Source organism: Caballeronia fortuita (genome assembly GCF_001544835.2).
In the GTDB taxonomy this organism is placed as follows: domain Bacteria; phylum Pseudomonadota; class Gammaproteobacteria; order Burkholderiales; family Burkholderiaceae; genus Caballeronia; species Caballeronia fortuita.
On the sequence record NZ_FCNX02000011.1, the window covers coordinates 34,041 to 51,598 of the forward strand.

18 protein-coding genes are annotated in these 17,558 nt (G+C 58.7%); 8 read left to right on the forward strand and 10 right to left on the reverse strand.

The features are described 5' to 3' along the window. The first annotated feature begins 23 nt into the window (after positions 1-23). Positions 24-611, forward strand: coding sequence for a hypothetical protein (locus tag AWB77_RS21140; RefSeq protein WP_061136412.1), 588 nt, complete (start codon positions 24-26; stop codon positions 609-611). Positions 612-745: 134 nt separating this feature from the next. Continuing rightward, positions 746-994, forward strand: coding sequence for a hypothetical protein (locus AWB77_RS21145; RefSeq protein ID WP_244158589.1), 249 nt, complete (start codon positions 746-748; stop codon positions 992-994). A 63-nt stretch (positions 995-1,057) separates the two neighbouring features. Here AWB77_RS21145 and mobF read toward each other — a convergent pair whose 3' ends face one another. From mobF to AWB77_RS21165, 4 genes are read right to left on the reverse strand one after another with little or no spacing between them, the layout of a single operon-like run. Then, entirely contained in the window at positions 1,058-4,138 is a 3,081-nt protein-coding gene (mobF, locus tag AWB77_RS21150) for a MobF family relaxase (RefSeq protein ID WP_061136413.1), read from the reverse strand. Between the two features lie 13 nt (positions 4,139-4,151). Continuing rightward, on the reverse strand, positions 4,152-5,765 hold the full coding sequence (locus AWB77_RS21155; RefSeq protein WP_061136414.1) for a type IV secretion system DNA-binding domain-containing protein: 1,614 nt from the start codon (positions 5,763-5,765) through the stop codon (positions 4,152-4,154). After that, entirely contained in the window at positions 5,752-5,964 is a 213-nt protein-coding gene (locus AWB77_RS21160) for a hypothetical protein (protein WP_061136415.1), read from the reverse strand. Before AWB77_RS21160 ends, AWB77_RS21155 begins: the two co-directional genes overlap by 14 nt. After that, positions 5,964-6,371 (reverse strand): hypothetical protein, encoded by a 408-nt coding sequence (locus tag AWB77_RS21165; RefSeq protein ID WP_061136416.1) that lies wholly within the window; start codon positions 6,369-6,371, stop codon positions 5,964-5,966. Before AWB77_RS21165 ends, AWB77_RS21160 begins: the two co-directional genes overlap by 1 nt. A gap of 390 nt (positions 6,372-6,761) precedes the next feature. On the opposite strand from AWB77_RS21165, the gene AWB77_RS21170 reads away from it, so the two are divergent. The 3 genes from AWB77_RS21170 to AWB77_RS21180 are packed head-to-tail and all read left to right on the forward strand — an operon-like array spanning position 6,762 to position 8,331. Then, positions 6,762-7,226, forward strand: a complete 465-nt coding sequence (locus AWB77_RS21170) for a hypothetical protein (protein ID WP_061136417.1) — start codon at positions 6,762-6,764, stop codon at positions 7,224-7,226. Continuing rightward, a complete protein-coding gene (gene stbB, locus AWB77_RS21175) occupies positions 7,223-7,927 on the forward strand; it encodes a StbB family protein (protein WP_061136418.1) in 705 nt (234 codons plus the stop codon). Before AWB77_RS21170 ends, stbB begins: the two co-directional genes overlap by 4 nt. An 11-nt stretch (positions 7,928-7,938) precedes the next feature. After that, positions 7,939-8,331 (forward strand): hypothetical protein, encoded by a 393-nt coding sequence (locus AWB77_RS21180; RefSeq protein WP_208601540.1) that lies wholly within the window; start codon positions 7,939-7,941, stop codon positions 8,329-8,331. 261 nt (positions 8,332-8,592) lie between these two features. Here the strand turns inward: AWB77_RS21180 and AWB77_RS21185 are convergent, their stop codons facing one another. From AWB77_RS21185 to AWB77_RS35910, 6 genes are all read right to left on the reverse strand, one after another. Continuing rightward, a complete protein-coding gene (locus AWB77_RS21185) occupies positions 8,593-8,907 on the reverse strand; it encodes a TrfB-related DNA-binding protein (RefSeq protein ID WP_063936538.1) in 315 nt (104 codons plus the stop codon). Positions 8,908-9,092: 185 nt separating this feature from the next. Next, entirely contained in the window at positions 9,093-9,734 is a 642-nt protein-coding gene (locus AWB77_RS36930) for a hypothetical protein (RefSeq protein WP_244158590.1), read from the reverse strand. A 37-nt stretch (positions 9,735-9,771) separates the two neighbouring features. After that, the gene (locus AWB77_RS36935) at positions 9,772-10,821 is read right to left on the reverse strand and encodes a ParB/RepB/Spo0J family partition protein (RefSeq protein WP_244158591.1); all 1,050 of its coding nucleotides are present in this window, start codon (positions 10,819-10,821) and stop codon (positions 9,772-9,774) included. 5 nt (positions 10,822-10,826) lie between these two features. Beyond that, on the reverse strand, positions 10,827-11,177 hold the full coding sequence (locus AWB77_RS36940; protein WP_244158592.1) for a ParB N-terminal domain-containing protein: 351 nt from the start codon (positions 11,175-11,177) through the stop codon (positions 10,827-10,829). 137 nt (positions 11,178-11,314) lie between these two features. Further along, the gene (locus AWB77_RS21195) at positions 11,315-11,944 is read right to left on the reverse strand and encodes an LPD29 domain-containing protein (RefSeq protein ID WP_063936531.1); all 630 of its coding nucleotides are present in this window, start codon (positions 11,942-11,944) and stop codon (positions 11,315-11,317) included. Between the two features lie 30 nt (positions 11,945-11,974). After that, complete coding sequence (locus AWB77_RS35910; RefSeq protein ID WP_157694851.1) at positions 11,975-12,160, reverse strand: hypothetical protein; 186 nt, start codon at positions 12,158-12,160, stop codon at positions 11,975-11,977. 1,231 nt (positions 12,161-13,391) lie between these two features. On the opposite strand from AWB77_RS35910, the gene AWB77_RS21200 reads away from it, so the two are divergent. The 3 genes from AWB77_RS21200 to AWB77_RS21210 all read left to right on the forward strand — a co-directional run bounded on the left by AWB77_RS21200 (position 13,392) and on the right by AWB77_RS21210 (position 17,007). Then, positions 13,392-14,588 carry a ParA family protein gene (locus AWB77_RS21200; RefSeq protein ID WP_061136420.1) on the forward strand — a complete coding sequence of 399 codons (1,197 nt, stop codon included), beginning with the start codon at positions 13,392-13,394 and terminating at the stop codon, positions 14,586-14,588. Positions 14,589-14,590: 2 nt separating this feature from the next. Next, positions 14,591-15,571 (forward strand): ParB/RepB/Spo0J family partition protein, encoded by a 981-nt coding sequence (locus AWB77_RS21205; RefSeq protein ID WP_244158593.1) that lies wholly within the window; start codon positions 14,591-14,593, stop codon positions 15,569-15,571. Positions 15,572-15,822: 251 nt separating this feature from the next. Beyond that, positions 15,823-17,007 (forward strand): hypothetical protein, encoded by a 1,185-nt coding sequence (locus tag AWB77_RS21210; protein ID WP_061136422.1) that lies wholly within the window; start codon positions 15,823-15,825, stop codon positions 17,005-17,007. The last annotated feature ends 551 nt before the right edge of the window (positions 17,008-17,558 follow it).

The following is a 17,558-nucleotide window of genomic DNA, read 5'->3' on the forward strand; positions in this document are numbered from 1 at the left end:
AAGCGCTTCCGGGAGGAAATCCGATGAAAAGAGCCGTGATTGTCTCGCTCGTCCTCGGCGCATCAGTGCCGGCCCATGCCTCAGAATACGGCTGCAAAGTGCTGCTGTGCCTCGCGAATCCTGCATCGAACGGTGGCCCCAAGGGCGTTGGCGAATGCGTACCGCCCATCAATCAGCTCTATCACGACCTCAGCAAGGGAAGACCGTTCCCGAAGTGCGATCAGGCTGACGGAAATGATGGATCGAGCTACGCCCGTCAGGTGAACGATCCGTATGACCCATGCCCGGCGCCACTGCTGCCGGCCCAGCGCGGTGCTTATGTTGTCGAGGGCCAGAAACGATCGAGCGGTAATAAAGGTGGATGGTTCGGAGGCGATGGGACATTCACGCTGAGTGATCAACCTCAATTATCGGAGTCACAGGTCGGGAATAGCTACGCCACGGGCGCTCGGGCGTGTGTCGGTCAGTCGATCGGCTCGTACACGGCAGGCGGCTATGACAACAGCTACACCGTGGACGTGTTCGACAAAGTGCTCTGGCAGCCACCGCAGAATCCGCGCGCCATCGACGTCTATATCGACAACAGCTGGCAGCAGCGCGTGCGTTGGTAGCCGTGTTCGCCCGCTTAATGGTGAGCGCGCTTATCGGTGAGCCCACATATGCCGCTTGCGATGCCGGTTCGAAATTAGGTGCGAACTTTTCAATCTCCCCATTGCGGAGTAAATCTGCAAACGGAGCACAATCGATGACCCGACCATTTCTTGTCCGGTTTGCTGATCTGATTGCCTTCTTGGTGGTCGCCTATGTGATTCTGTCGTTTGCAACGAACCTGATGATTGCAGTGGCCAACTGGCCGGACCCTGGCCGTTGGATAGCGATTTTCTTTGTCGGCGCCACGGCGATCACCTGCGCAATCAAGATAGGGCCGATTTCGCGGGGGCGTCGACTTGGGACGGATACCATGGGACCAATCGTAGGGCTAGCTGATGCGTGACGTGTAGCTGACGAAGCGCCGATCAATAGCCGACAATAAGCGCGCGTTCGCTACCGAAACGACCTATTTGAATCGACCATAGTCCGAAGGCTTGCGACCGTTTGTCAGCGGTTTGAGAAGGTTCTCAGGCAGTTGGCGTTGCAACCCTTGCATACCCTCTGCTGCCCCTCCAGGCTGCTTGCCACCGCCGCGGCGTTGCAGTTCGCGTTCCCGCTGAATCGCCAGAGCGGTCGTCTTATCGAATCGGCGTGCGATTGCAGCCGGCAGTGACTTGACCGAATCCGTGTAGACGCGTGCCTCGTATCGCGCGCGACTGATGGCGACGTAATACAGATTCATCGACGTGGTGCGACTCTTGGTGTCGAGCGCGATCAACGTCCGGTCGTTGGTCAAGCCTTGTGAACTATGGACGGTCGAGGCATAAGCATGCTCGAGATGAAGCGGTCGTCCGGTCGGTAGATCAATTGACCGCACCGGCCGGCCTTCCCGGTGCTCGACCGATTCGAGGCTCACAACACCACCGATCACGCCGGCCACGCGCATGCGGTCACCGTTCGTGAGGTCCCGACCGGCATCATTTCGGTTGATTCGCACGGTGTCTCCGACAGAAAGCTCGGCCCGCTCAAGACGATAGACGCTAAGCTGCGTCACCTTGCGCGGGTTGATCGTGGCCGTCGTGCCATCTTGCCGAGATAAAACCAACGCGTTGCCGGGCAGTGCTTCTGACACGCGGTACGTTTCGCCTCGCATCAAGCCCGCTTTCAGGTAGTCCTTCTCCGGCTGAATCACCATACCGGGTTGATAGCTCGGTGCAAAGCGCCGCTGTGCCTGCGTCATATCTACGCGTGTCAGCGTCTCAAACTCCCGCCCGTTGCCGGTGAGCGCTAGCGACTCGCGCACCATCCTATTGATTTCGCGACGGGCTTCGTTGGTGCCGGCGACAATCAGTGTGTCACGGCGCTCGGCTTCGGTGAGGCCAATGTAGTCATTCACGATCGCGCGATGTCGCTCCGTCGGCTCTTTCAGCTCCTCGACGTGTTTGATATGCGCGAGCGATTGGGTGACGCGCCGCTCTGCTGCGTGTTCCACCGCCGCCTTCAGCTCGTGGTCTTTTTGTCGCTGAACTTCACTGATGCGCGCGGTCTGCATGCCATCGTGTTGGAGTTGAGCGAATGGTTTGCCCGCCTCAATCGCCTCGGTCTGCTTGGTGTCCCCGATCAGCACCATGCGCGCACCGGACCGCTCAACCGTTCGCATGAGCTGTTCCATCTGGCGAGCGCCGACGACGCCTGATTCGTCCAATACGATGATCGTCTTGTTGTCGACGGGCTTATCCTTCGACCGAAGGAAACTCGCAAGCGTGTGCGCTTCGAGTCCCTCGTTCTTGAGCGCCTTGACCTGATTGCCGTAGGGCGCGAGCGCAACGGTACGGTAGCCCTCGTGCATCGTCGAGGCCGACGCCTGTTTGATGAGGGACACTGCCTGACTGATGGTGTAGGTCTTCCCCGTGCCGGCGTCGCCCTGGATGCCCACAAATCGATTACCTGTGGCGACGATGGTTTCTACGGCTGAGCGCTGCCCCGCATTGAGTGTGGACTGTTCGAGTGCCGACCGGACAGCGTCAACGGTCAGAATCGGCGCGACGGCCCCGCGTCCGGTCCTTTCGATAGCGAGAATGGCCTTTTCGCGGGCAAGCGCCTGTTGCGTCGTGTATCGCTTCTCGGCCGGCACGAGTGAGCCTTGCCTGATAGCAGTGGCGGCATACTGCTGCGCCTGCTTGTTCGACCAGCCTTTGAGCTCTTGCAGATAGTTTTTCCAGCCGGCAACGGACAGCGCGGGGCCTTCCTTGCGGTCCGCCATGCGGTAGGCCGGCACCGCCTCGATGAGCGCGCCCTGCGCGACCAGACGCTTGATCTCGGCGCGCACGTCGCTGGGGCCTGCTAAGCCAACGGCTCGACGCAGCGCGGTCGCCATGAGCACGCTCTCACGCACGACGGCTTCACGTTCAGTCAGGTGATGGATGGCGTACTGCACGACCGCCTGCGCCGGCGTGAGGCTCGTCGGAAAACTCGTTGCGGCGACGCGATCGCGCTTTCCGGCCTTAGTACCGCTCTCGCTGTGGCCGACGACGCTGTTGTTCGCCCCGCCGCTCACTGCGCTGTTCACCCCGCCGCCTACCTTGCCGCTTGTGTGCCTGCCCTCCCCGGCTGCTCTGCGCTCTCGGTCGCCGTTCGCGTCATAACTCCGGCCATCGAGCCGTGAGTTCGGGCTATATTCAATTCCGAGGTCGCGGCTTTTCTCAACCCAGTATTGCTTCACGATCTCACGGTCGGACTCGTCCTTGCGCGGGCGTGTAGCGAGCGCAATTACCTGCTTTTCGAGCGTGGTTGCGCTCGCGCGCGTCTTACCCTCGTTCGCCAAGGCCTCTTCAATGACTCGGCTGCGCGCTGAAAACGCTTCGATCTGGTCGCGACTGATGTGAGCGAGCTCAAAGTTGCCCTTGTCGTCAACCAGGCGGATCGAGTAGCCAACTGCCTGCAGGCCTTTTGCCAGCTCGGCCTTATAAATCGCATCGACCTCGTGCTGGACGCGAAAAATGTCCTCGTTCGCGAGCGCACGCCAGGCACCATCGGCGCGCCGTGTCATGTTCATCACGACCGAGTGCGTGTGCAACTGGGGATCCTTAGCCCGACTCATCTCGTGACGGAACTTGGCGATGGTCATGTTGCCCGTGCGCTCACGGTAGCTCTTGCCCTTGACCTTCTTGCGGGCCTCGGCAAGTTGCTCGACTTGTTCGAGCGCGCGGGTCACGGCGCGGTCGTGCGCAGCGGTCACTTCGCGGTCGCCAGCAACTAGCGCTTGCATCGAAACTGACTTTGGCGCCGAGAACGTGAGATCGAGCCCCATGCGCTTCTTGCTGTCGATGGGGTCAAACGTCGTCTGGATACGCTCGCCGTTGGGAAGCTGGCCGTCCAAAAGACGCGAGAGCTGTGCCTGTTCGATGGGTCCAGTGAGCCCGAGGTGCCGCGCCCCTTCGCCCTGCCACTCGCCAGGATTTTCCTTGGCATAGTAGTCATCGGCCGACGAGAAGTAGTGGGCGGCGGCGTACTGATTGTTGCCGCGAATCGGGGTCACGTTGAGCATGGCCAACCCTCCCTCACTTGATCTCGATTGCTGTGGCTCGATGCGGATACTTGATGTATCGCAGCTTGATTTTGGCGATGGGGAAGTCTTCGCCAAACATGACGTAACCCTCCAGATCTTTCAAGAACGAGATTTCTGAATCCATCACGACCGGTTCGGGTGGGCTTGTGACCATGTTGCGGCTGCGCCCTCCCCCGCCGCCAGCAGCGCCACCGCCTGCGTTCGTTGTGATCTGGACTCGCTCTACCTGATGCTTGCCGAGGATCTCGCTTGCTTTGTCGGTATTGAGCGCATTCGACCCGCCGAAAATAAGGTAATTGCGAAAGCACCCAAGCAGGGTTCGCGCGGCGTCCTTGCCATAGGTTTCGTCGAGTTGTGCCCAATCCTGAATCGAGGCGGCCATGCGCAGACCGTGCTTCCGGCCCTTCGTTGCAGCCGGCACGAAGGATTCGAGCTTGCCGAGCGATTCCAACTCGTCGAGGAAGAGCCAAAGCCGCCGTGCGAGCGGCACAGAGTTATCCGGGATGCTCATGATGGTGGCGCAGATCGTGTCGATCCACGTCGCCACGAGTGGACGCTGCGTCGTGCGCATGTCCTCGCGCCACGTGATGAACAAGTTGCCCGCATTCGGATCGTGCACCCATTTGTATAGCGAGAACTCGCCCTTTGTCATGAACCGAAGCGGCCGCACATATTTGTTCATCATGAACTGGATCGAGGCGACTGCCTTCTCCGCATTCTCGCGGAAATAGCCCTGAGAATCGGTATTCGCCAGAAATGCCTGAATCACCCCGCCATCCTCGCGCACGAGGAGATTGACGAGCGCGTCCTGGTCGGGGTTATTGGTCTCGACAAGCTTCCGCATTGTGTCGGCGAGTACGTCGCGCGTGTACGCGCACCACTGCTCGTCGGTCGGATCAATCTGCGGGGGAATGATGCTTCGCGCCATCCGGTCGAAGTCGTGAATGCCGCGGATCTCGTTGAAAATGGTCCAACCGGCTGATCGTTGGTCAAACGGATTGAGAATGATGTCGCCGGGAAAGCTGAACTTCGAATAGAACGTGCCGTTCGGATCAACCACGGCCATCTTGTCGCGGCGCTTCACGGCTGATGCAATCATGCTCTCCATGGCGACCGACTTACCTGCCCCGATGGTCGCGCAAATCAGCGTGTTCCGGTTCTCAAGGTGTAATGGCATGGGCATCCGACCGATCATGATGGCGGGCAGGTCGGGTTTCCCAAGGCTCGCCACCCCGGAGTCGGCCACGCTCTTAAGTTCCGCGCGAAGACGGCGATTTTCTCGTCGATTCGCGGCCTTGACCTGTTGTTTGACACCGTGCCAGTTGGCCATGCGCGCACCACGCAGCCATCGGTGATACCGGGCGCCGCGGAATCCGTCGTCACCATACTCGTGCAGCAGATATGCGGCGGTTGCTGCAAGACCGAGACCGAGCAGCACGCCACTCGCGATGAGGGGATTGTGCGGTGTCGTATGGAGGGCTGCCGTGAGCGCTTCCGGGAGCGGACGCAGCGGTACGTTCGCGGCGTACGTGCCGGCGAGCCAGCCGGCAATGGGTAAGCTCACGCCAAAAAGCAGTGTTGCGTTCTCCGTTTCATGCTTTTGCATCGGCTTCGCCCCTGCTCGATCCGATCACTGCGTCACATCGCCGGGCGAGCCACCCAGCCAGTATCTGTGCATCAGAAGCCGCGTCAACGCAATCGCGCCGCAGGGCGCTCATCAGTGCGTCGCGCAGCCAGTGGCTCATGCTCGGTGCGTCGAGTGCGGCCTGAATGTCTGCGTCGATTTGTTCAATTGATTCTGACATCACGCATCCTCTGAAAAGCGGGTTATCAGCGAAGCGAGTTCTGGAGATGAGGCAGCAAGTAACTCCGCCAGCATCCCGGCACCTGACACGGCGTGCTCGCATGCAAGCATGAGATCGTTGAGCTCGCCGGTCGTCGCTTTCTTGCGCATCAAAAAGAGGAGCGCGGACAGCAGCGTGTGCGCGGTTTGTTGGCTACGCTCAATTTCCGCGAGTCGGCCGAGGAGCTCTTGCCGCTCAGCCCACGACTCCATGTTGTCGCGGGCCGCTTCTCGCTGGCCCTCACGACTCATGGCTTTATCGCGAATATATTTCGAAAGGTGCTTGTAGCCGGCTAATGCGGCAGCTTCCTCGACCCTGCGGCGATCCTCCTCTGAAAACCAGACTGGGATCGATTTGCCTGTGCTCATGCGTCGTCATCCCCTTTGTTAAAGCTAGAGTAACTGATTCTTCTGACCTATAGTATTGTCTATAGGTATCAAACGAGCAAACACATAGCTCTCCTGTGAATTCCTATAGCAACGCTATAGAGCCAAAGTAGTGTCACTTTTCGTTTGCGCCCGGTCATATCAAGGGTTTGCATTCCCGAAGGGGGTGCGTGATGTGTATCGAGATTTCTGGCCTGTTAAGGACAGGGATCTCTAGGGTTAAGGGCGTGAAAAGCATCCAGCCCGAAGGGCGTAGGCGAAGCGGATGCAAATGCGTAGCACAGAGGTTGCAAAACAGATGCAGGTTGGTAGTATGAAGAATGCGTGAGAGATGCAGTAGGACTGCGTATCAATAGCTCGGAGGATGCATGAATGCCGCAACGTGACGTGATGCAGGCTTTGACGGCATTGGAGCCAAAAACCAAAGCGGCGAAAGTGCGCGAAGTGATGCCGGTGATCGAACAGAGGATCGCTGCAGGCGTGCGGATCGCGGATATCCTCAAAGCCCTGAGAGATAGCGGAATCGATCTGAGCGAAGCGACATTGAAAAGTTATCTGTACCGATACAGGCAGAAAACGCACGTCGAGCGAGAGAATGCGGGGCAGAGAATTCCGTCTAATGCCCGGCAGGCTAGCGCCACCGAACCAGTGTCACAACGACACTACCCTGACTCATCTTCGATCAACGATTCAGATTCACCAGCAAACCGGGCCTCGCAAGGGCCGATCTCGATGCAGGAGCTTGACCGTCTGATGAAGCCTGACCCGGCTGAACAAGCCGAGAAGCTCGAACGTTATGAACGCCTGGCCAAACAGCAACGGAGGAGTCGCAAATGAAAGTCGCCGTCATCAACTTCAGTGGAAATCCGGGTAAAACGACGCTCGTAGATAACCTCCTCGGTCCGCGCATGAACGCACCGAAGTTCGAGGTCGAAACGATCAATGCGGGATCGTCCAGCAGTGGTGCAGAACGCCTCAAGGGCAAGGACTACGGAGGGCTACAAGAGGATCTGATGACGCTCGATTCGGCGATCGTGGATGTCGGGGCATCGAACGTCGAGGAATTTATCAAGCAGATGAGCCAGTTCGACGGCTCACATGAAGAGTTCGACTATTTCATCGTGCCCGCGGTAAGTGAGAAGAAACAGCAGATCGACACGGTCACCACCATCGAGACATTGGCTGCCCTCGGTGTCCCGGCCAAGAGAATCCGCGTGGTGTTCAACAAGGTCGACTCCGAAGATGCGAACGATGTGCCGCGGCTGTTCAGCACGGTTTTTGGCCTTCACACAGAACGCAAATGCTTCACACTGAAACCGGAAGCAGCGGTGTTCAGAAACGAGATTTTCGAGCGGTTACGTGTTCTCAAAAAGAGTGTTTCGGAGATCGTCGCGGATGGGACCGACTATAGAGCGATGCTGCGCGAAGCGACTGACGAAGACACGAAGGCGCGTGCAGTCAGCATGATTTCGGCGCAGCGACTCGCGAAGTCCGCGCACAAAAACTTGGACGACGTGTACAAGATTCTATTCAAGTAACGGGGGACGTCATGGGTGGCAATGTATCCACCGTACGCGAAGCGCTGATGGCGGAGCTATTGCAAGATGCCGATGCGCTTGTGCGGCGCTTCGAGCAGGCTGATGAGGTACTGTCCGGCAAAATCGAGCGGGCAACGACCGACGCGGCAGCCAAGGCGTTCCTCGCTGCAAAGCTCAATTTCGAGTCTGTCATCGAGCAGAACAGCAACAAGCTCCTGGAGGCGGGCCGCGTAGCAGCGGCACAGGTCGGGAATCAACTCAACAGTGGCGCTGTCCAACTTGTGGCCGCCAATGCGGCGTTTGAACACAAAGCGCGGCGGCTCGTGATGCTGCTTGGAGTATTCGCGCTGACTGCTGGCATCGTCGGCGGCTTTATCGGAAGTAAGCTGGCCGCCGGCATGTGAGGGATGCGCAGATCGCCAAACACGCCTACTCATCCACGTGAAAGGGGTGCCGACGTTACCTTCCTTTGAACGGAAGTCCGCTCGCAGCGAAGCATTCGCCATGCTGCGACACGCTTGCGCGCCGGAACGGCGCGCAGTTTTTTCTGCTTCCTCCGCTCTTTGTAGACAGCATCGCGCTCCTCCCTCCTGCCATCAACTCTGGCTAGAGCATTAGCGGTCGGGGTCGGCCTCAGATGGTTAGTTGCGCTCCCGCGCCGCAGGCTACGAGGATGACAGAAAGCCGTCGTCCCCGATGTCGGTCAGTTGTGCCTTGGCCTCCTCGGCCATTTGTCGCACCTTCGCAGCAAGCTCTGGCGGGAGCCAGACGTCTACTTGTTCCCAATCAGGGGGAATCGCCCTCGCTGCCGCTTGAACGGCTTTGATTACCGCGCCGACGCGTTGCTTGCTCAGCCCGCTCTCTGACGCGGCGTCTACCTGCGAAATACCGTCAACTAGCACGCGGCGAGCAATTTCCACGTTGCCGACAGTCATCCTCTTCAGGCGGGGCATGAGCGACTTGAAGTCCTTCGCTGTCATCCTCTCTCCTGCCATGTTTTTGCCCCCATCTGAATTTGTGCATTCGGGGCTAAATTATCCGCGCGGAGTCAATATCGGTCAACAGAACGCCCCAGACCGGTCGGGAATGGGGCGTTCTGGGCGTACTGTCTCTATCTGAGACCGAGCGGTTATGCAACCGCTATCCCCTCAGCAAACCCTGCGTGTCACTGTCCTTCTTCTCCTCCGATTTCTTCTCGACTGCCCTCCTCGTCGTCAGAATCCTCTTCCTCAGTCTCGGAAGATGCCAAGCTGTAATCTCGCGGAACTTCGCGATTGACGAGTACTTCCGGGAGCCAGCCAGTCTCGGACAACAACCGCTCGGCCATTGACGCGGCTTGGTCCTTCTTGCTCGACACAAGCGGAGACGCTGCATCCGCCGAGAGTGCGGCACTCACTACCTCAGCAATTCGACCCTTCGAGATGTGATTCAGGTAACTCGCCTGCGTGGCCATCCAGTACTTGGTCATATCGAGATTCAGCACGTTGCACAGGGTGTTCACCGGATGCGCCCTATCGGACCCGCTCACACTGTCGAGGGTCGCTGCGACACAAAACGCAAAGAGGTTTGACGTGACGTCATCGCTCTGCTGCAACAGCCACGGCAAAAGCTCGGCACTTCTCTTAGGCAGCATCGCAGACCACTTCGCGCGCTCGGCTTCGATCTGCTTCCATGCGCGGCTCTCCGCCATATCATCCGCCTCGCGCAGCAGCTTGTCGTGCGACGATGTGAACTGTGCCTCCAGCACCATCCCGCTGATCCCAAAACCAAACTGATCGCGGAAAATGATCGGAATCATGTGGTGCATGAGCACGGCCAGTGCAATGTCTGGTTGGGCGGCAAGTTCAACTTGAACTGCGGCGGTCCGATGCGCGGTCAAGCGTCGGCAGAGTTTTTCGCTGTGAAGCGGCTTTTCTTTTTTTCGTCGGCTCGAGCGTACCGGTGGGCGGCTCCGTGGTAACGCCTTCGCGCGTCGGCTTGTCCTCGGGTTTCAGAAAGCCCCGTTCGATCAGGACCTCGCCCGTGTAGTTCAGGAACACGAAAGCGCCACCGCTCATCAGTTGTTCGGGCGACCACGTTTCCATGCTTTCGACAAAAGCATCGCATGCATCGCTCGCTGCGTTCGCGGCTTCTTCCAACGCGTCGCGCTTTTTCTCGTCTTCCTCACCGGGCTCGTCATCGTAGTAGGCATTGAGTGCATCGCTCGCGGCGTCCCGCGCCTTTTTCAGCGTGGCGAACTCGCGCTCTTCCTTCTTCGTCATGTCGCGCGTGTGGGACGAGAGCCGACCATACGCGCTCAATTCACTGTAGTCGCGTCTGATCCGCGTTTCGACCCATTTCCACCCTTCGGTGCTGATCGTCTGTGCAATCTCGATCAGACGGTCGGTCGCAAGTTTCTGCAACAGTCCAGCGTCGCCGATGTATCCCGCATTATCGTCGTCGCTGAACAGGTCACGGCGCACGAATCCACCGGCGGCCTCGTAGGCGTCCACCGTCACAAAAGCCACGAGCGGGTTGTTCCTTACCTCGATATCTTCTTTCGTGATCGAGGCGCGAAGCTGGTGCGGATCGCGCAGCCACGACTGCGGGGCGTCGAACCACAACCGTTCCTGTAAGTCGTGGTCATCGGTCAGCGCGAGTGCGATCACCTGCTCGATGCTCATGCCGTCATTGCGGAACACGTCCAACAGTCTGGTCGAGACGTTGGCGATTTTGAGGCGTCGCTGCACCGTCAATACCGGCACCGAGAAAAGCGCGGCAATGTAATCTGCGCTCTTGCCCTCCTCGATCAGCATCCGGAACGCCATCGCCTGATCCGCACCATGCATCGGCTCGCGTGCATGATTCTCGATAAGCGACGCGGCGACGGCTTCGGCCTCAGTGACGACCCTCACCGGGATCAACTCATCCGCGCTGATGACGCCACGGTCTGCGAGTAATTGAAGTGCGGCGAGTCGTCGCTGACCGGCGCACACACAGAGCTTCCCCTTTTTCCGCGTGCGCCCTGCATCGGGTGAGCGACGAGATTTTGCAGCAGACCTTTCGCGGCGATGCTGTCGGCAAGGCCCTCGATGCCTGTGGCGGCTTTGCGGCGCACGTTTCGGGGCGATGGGCTCAGGCGCGACAGTGCGACTCGTTCGATGGCGCTGTCGCCGCCGAAAGTTTTTTCAAGTTCCGTGGGCGACGTTGCTGCACCGTAAAGCTCGACAATATCGTTCTGCACGTCGATGGCGTCGTTGCGATCATCCATTTTCAAGCTCCCAGGGTATGCCAACTACCGGGTAACGCGGATAGAGGTTCCGCGTGGGTCGTTGGCAGGTTTAGAAACGAGGTTGATGTGAAATAGGGGCGATCGCCGAGGTTGGCCACCGCCCTCGCCTTACTGGATCAGTCGGTGTCTACGATGCCGACGGGACCGATAGCCCTAACGGCGCAAAACCCCTCGCCGTGGGCTCGGCTATAACCATCGTCATGGGTTACGAACTTCCGCAATGCAATCGTGCTTTGGGTCACTTTGAGGCGGTCACTCTGTTTCGCGAGCACGGCATGAATCATGGTCTGTACGCTGCTCGCCCCGTCCCAATGCAATCCTGAAGGTTGGACCCGGTAGAATTCGCCCGAGCGGAATTGATCGACAGTCGGCGCGATCAGGCCGTTCTCTGTAAAGTTGCCTTTGTAGCGTCGATACACGCGGTCGATGGCGCATTGAATGGCGGCGTCGCTATGCTGGCGAACCATCGCGATATGGTCCGCACCAAAGCAGACTTGTTGACCGTCCATCATGTGATAGATCGATCCTTGATAATCGATCAAACTATCGAAGTACGCCGCCTTGAATCCGCCTGTGATGGCTTCGACCTGTGCTGCGTTCGGACCATCGGTCCAACTCACGTAGATCGATGCCCCGCCGCTGTAGGTGCGGCTGCGGACCGAAAACTTCACACCCTTGAATGCCTCCGCGAGAGACTGGCGAATCAGCGTGGCGGTCTCAGCACAGGTAAAGTGTTTCGTTACCATGATTTGGTATCCTCAAGGTTAGCTCGAAAATCAGAGCGTCGTTACCATCACGTTCAACCATCTGCCGTCGTGGTACTCCAACTGGATTCGTGAACCATCAACAGTGACCACACGAACGTCGCCCTCGGCATATGTTCTTTGGTGAGCCTCGGAGGGTGCGGGAGGAACGCCCGCTTCGTTGGTGGGATTGCTTGTGCGGGTGGTCGTCGTGCTCATCACTTCCTCCTTTGTCTGTCGTTCAGTTTCATCTGCTCTTCGGAGCCGCCTCGGCGCATGTTTTGCACGGGCCGGATTCGGTGCAAGGGCGCGCCCGGAGGCCGCAGCGAAGCGCAGCCGCAGGCGAGCATCGAACGGGTGAGGACGTGGCGAAGCGGACCCTTGTGCCGAATCTGGTTCGTGCTATGCGTCGGATAAGGGGCGGCTTTGAAGGGCAGGTGAAACGCGCTTTGAACGGCAAACGAAGGATGGAGCGCGACGACATGTTTCCCGCACGAGCAACCCCGCGGCACAGGCGCCGCAGGTGCGTGTGCCCTGTCGGCGCTCCGCGCCGCTATTAGGTTGGGAGGGGCGCCGACAGGCGACCGCCATGGATGGTTGGGGTCTGGATTTGCCTTGATTCGGGGTCAGCAGTCTAAGGGGATTAGTTCTCGACTTGCCGCTTCGGCAGATGACCACTTGGGGGGCGCCTTGATCGACGAGTGCTAGTCATTGAGCGCGGATTCCGGTTCGTCGAGGTCGACTCTACGGGGCGGTGGCATCAGTCCTGCAGGCGCGCCCTTCGCAACGCCTGTTCATTCAGTAACAGGCGGATCTTCTCCAAGGGCACGCGCTGGCCAAGATTTTCTTCGATCCAGATTTTGTTCAAATACCCAAAGTAGTCTCGGATCTGCGGTGTGACCTGACGCACCTAAGCGATCTCGAGCAACATTCGCTCGACATCAGCGTTTCCGCGATATTTCCTCCGCAGGACTCGTCCTTCGGTTTCGCCACGGTTTCAAGTCGCGGAAGTTAACGAGCTATGGAGGCGAAGCGATCAAGGTTCTAGGCTCGAGCATGTCGTAAATTCAACCGAAGGTCCTGCTCGCGCTCCCATGCGTAGCGCATCAGCAATCCCCGACTGTTTGGTTTCGTCGGCACATTGACGTCAGCGATTTGACCCCAAAACAGTTTCCAAATGTTTTTCGCAACACCCTCGTCAAAATGAGGACACTCAGCGTCCTCTACGCTTGTTTCATATGGTGTTTGACGCCGTCACCTTTGTTTCACACTTAACGTCCTTTCGCGAAAAACGGCTCGCCATACCGTTCCATAAGGCGATGCGCGTTTCGAACAGCTCAAAGTTAACTTGCGTTTACTGCACTAGACGTCTATAGTCCCCCTTGATTCTATCGGTCGGCCAGAAATCTCGTTTACCGATAGAATAATTCCAAACGATGAAAAGTGGACCATGGACTTAGACCTCGCCAATCCCGGTAAGACTACGCCAGAAGATCTTATCAAGCTCGCTGGACTGTCCGACTTCATGCTGCAGAAGATCCGCGACGAGCTACTCGAACCTTTTCCAAGGAAGGTTCCGCCGATGATCAGTTCGGCGCGGGTCCAGGAGATGTGCGGGATTGACGTCCAGCGGATGGCTTACATGCTCAAGAAGGGTGAGCTTCCTCAAGGCAAGCAAGCGCGTCGAGGCTCTCCGCGTCAGTTCACCGTAGACGAGGCTGTTCAATGGGTCCGTGCCGAGCTCGCTCCGACCCCGAGATCGGGTCCCGGCAAGATTATTGCCGTCGCTAACTTCAAGGGCGGCGTGACCAAGACCACGATGTCAACTGTCCTCGCACAGGGGCTGGCGATGCGTCGTGGTCGACGTGTTTGCCACATCGATCTCGACCCACAAGGAAGTGCGACAACGCTGTACGGGATCAACCCGCACGCGGAAGTCGACGCTTCGCAAACCATAATGCCCTTGATCGAGGCCTACTTGAGGGGTGACGACTTTGACATGCGCGCTCTTCCCCAAGAGACCTACTGGCCCAACTTGGACCTCATTCCGTCGTCCACCGAACTCTTCAACGCTGAGTTTATGCTGCCTGCGCGCGCATCAGCGGGCGCCCGCGGCGAGCGGTTCGAAAACGTCCTTCACGCGGGAATTGAAGCTCTGCGTGAAGAGTACGACTACATCATTTTGGACACGGCACCGACGCTGAGCTATCTGACCATCAATGCGATCTTCGCGGCCGACGGGGTAATCGTGCCAGTCGTACCTGACGTTTTATCGTTCGCCTCGATGGTGCAGTTTTGGCACTTGTTTTCAGATTTGGTGACAGGCATGGCAGCACGGGGAGAACAGTCACGAAAAGAATTCGACTTCCTCGACATTCTCATCACACGCATGACTCCAAAGCCGGCAGCAAAGGCAGTCCAATCGTGGATTAGCCAACTCTATGGTAACCGGGTCATCCCAGTCGAAATTCCGGAAACCGATGTCGCACGCAATACAAATATGCGGTTCGCGACGGTCTACGACATCACGACATATGAAGGTGGCGCCGAGACACTGCGTCGGATTCGGACGCCCTGTGACCAATTCGTCGATCGCGTCGATGATCGAGTGTCAGCTCTTTGGCAGAAAGGGGGTAACGGATCATGAGCATGAAGAATTTTGCCTCCAAGGCCGCGAACATACGCCTTACAGATGACGAGGCAGACAAGGCCCAGAATCGAGCCGCGACGACGCCTCGCACCGCTCCCGGTCAATTAATGCACCTCCAGGCGAAGTCGGAGCAACAGCAGGATGAGATCGACCGCCTTAAAAAGGAGTTGCAGGAGGCCAAGCAGATGGGCGGCGCCGTAGATGTGCCTCTTTCCGATCTGCATGAGGTCCCGGGCCGGCGCAGATACATGGCTCCGGAGAAGTATGCCGAGCTACGCGACAATCTTCGGCACAACAAGCTCATTCACCCAGTGGTTGTCCTGCCTCGCACAGAAGGCGGTTTCGAAATTATCTCGGGACACCATCGAAGCGATGCTTATCGTGAACTAGGGCGAGAAACAATTCGCTGCGTGCTGGGCGAGGCAACGGCTGAAGAGGCCGATGAAGGAGCCTTCTTCGCGAATTTGATGCAGTCGGACCTTACTGACTACGAGAAGTACGTTGGGTTAAAGCGATTCCAGACGGAGCATCCCGAACTGAGCAAGGCGTCTGTTGCCGAGCAGGTGGGGATCAGTCCGTCTCATATCAGCGCTCTTTTGTCGTTCGAACGTCTCCCGCAGAAGGTTCGGAACATTCTTGAAGCGAACATGACGCTGTTGGGAGCGAACGCCGCGGCAGAGTTGGCGGTCCTCTCTGAGGCTGGCAAGAGCGACCGAGTGCTAGAAGCCGTCCAACGTCTTGCGGATAGGAAGCTTGACCAATCGCAGGCGGTCAAATTCGCACGCGCGTCCGTCGAAACCAAGAAAGCAGCATCAGCAGCGACAAACTTCAAGATCCGCTCAGGGAAAACAACCTGGTGCGACGTCCGCAGTGCAAAAAATGTCATGCGAATCGAATTCCAATCAGAGGAAGTCGCGAACTCCGTCCGCGACGCGATCCGCAAACATCTTGAGCAGCTAGCGCAGACTCAGAAAACGTAAGTTATTGATTTTTAGGATCTTCGTACTACGCAGCCGCTAACGGAGAAGGAAATGAAGGAAGTTTGAGGCTAGAAAGACAAAGGCCCGCAGCTGGAAACTGAGGGCCTTTGCGATTGTGGGCTTGGCTGGAAACCTTGCCGCACTACTCCCCAGCTGGAAACTGGAAAGGGACTACAGACATCCCGGAGTGTAGCGCAACAAGATCGACAGTCAAGCGAAACCCATCCATTTACCGAAATGGACCGCTCGACATGTCTATCGCGCAACGCTTCGTTGCTGGCGAGGGTGAAGCACACCCCGAGGATTCGGCCGCCCTCACCGCTTTTCGCTGTGACTCGACCAACCTGCCCTGGATCATTTTCCGGGCGGCGTTTCGCGCCGCGCACATCGAACAGATTCCGCCGCGCGCTCGCGCTGTGCTCTCTGCCCTCGCCCGTACCGTCGACGCTGCAAAGCCGTTCGCCGCGATTTTTGCGCGCCGCGAGTTGCTCACGGGTCGCGCGCTTCAATCCATGCGGACGTTCTATCGGAGTCTCGACGATCTCGAGGTCGCTGGACTCATCGAGCGTCGCCCGCAGGGCCGCTATGTCGAAGCCGGGTTGTTTGGTCGCGCCTACCTTCATCTCACTGAACATGCCGCAGCCCTCCTCGGCCTCATTGAGCCTCCGCGCACGCACGAGAACAAACCCGCCCAGACGCCCTCATCAACCGCAGCCGCCTCGGCCCAACCTTCTTCGGCTGTACCGTCTGCCAATGTGGCAGACGGTGGAATATATAAGGATCTAAGCCCTTCTGTTTCTCAAAAGAGACAACCGGGCCAACTGCCTGCGGATCTTCAGCGCCTGCGCACCCTGGGGTTTTTTGATTTCTTAATTTTCAAACTTATGCGCGAGGCGCGTGAGCACGGCAAGCGCCTCTCCGATGTCGTGGAAGCCACCTGGGATCACCTGAAGCTCGCCAAGGCGCCGATCAACTACCTACGCGCCCTGCTCCGCAATCCGGTCGATTTCGCCCTCCTGGTGCGCCGTCGGCACGCCGACCACCATGCCGAGCAAGCACGCGCGCAGCAGCACGTGGACGCCCAGGCCGTTGCCCTCCAACACGCGGGCCGCACGTTCATCGACGCGGACGACGCGCGCCAGTTCGTGATCGGGGCCGGGGGTGACTCGTTGACGATCTTTAGCCTTACGGAGCGCATTGGCCGCCAGGCCGCGGGGTGGATGCCGTCGTTTGCGACGGCGCTCGCCTCCGGGCAACTCCGTCCCGCCACCGCGCTGGACCTCGAACGCTTCGCTCACGCCCAACGGGAAGCATTGGGCAAATCCCAGCCTTGCGCGGCTCCGTTGGCGCACGCGAAGCCTACGGTCACGGGTGCGGTGCGGGACCACATTGCTGGGCTGCGTCATCTCCTGAAAGTGCGGGCAGCGGGCGCGTGACGTGGCGCATGCGATCGCCGTCTGAGCGTCCCCATGAATCGCCCCGGCGTCGCGCGACATCAACGAACGCAGGGACGTGCACGACACGTGGACGCGACTGACTCGCCTGCCCTAATAGAAATGCAACTACCGATCGTCCACAAAGCTCCGCACATCGCCCGCATGCGCAGGTGCGACGCGCGCTCGAAAACCGTCTCTCAAGACGGCGATCGCGGCGCCAGGACGAAACGATCTGAGCGAGACAACGGTGTGAGCCGAACGGGGCGCCAACATCGAGCGCACGCGGAAGGGAGGCGAAGCAAGCCGCGACGCGGAGCATCAGGTCGGGCGGCGAACGACGTCAAGGATCAGAGCGAATGCTCATCGCCGACCGTTGAGCGAGTACGCGTGCCGGGTCGCAAGATGTCCGCGGTCCCCGCGCCGATCATTCGTGCCGCACACCCATACGCTAGTGCGGCAGGCAGACGATGAACTGCCTGGCGTCACACGAGCGAAATGCCGGGGCGAACCCGACGAGGTTCCCCGTCCTGGCCAGAGCGACTACGCGAATT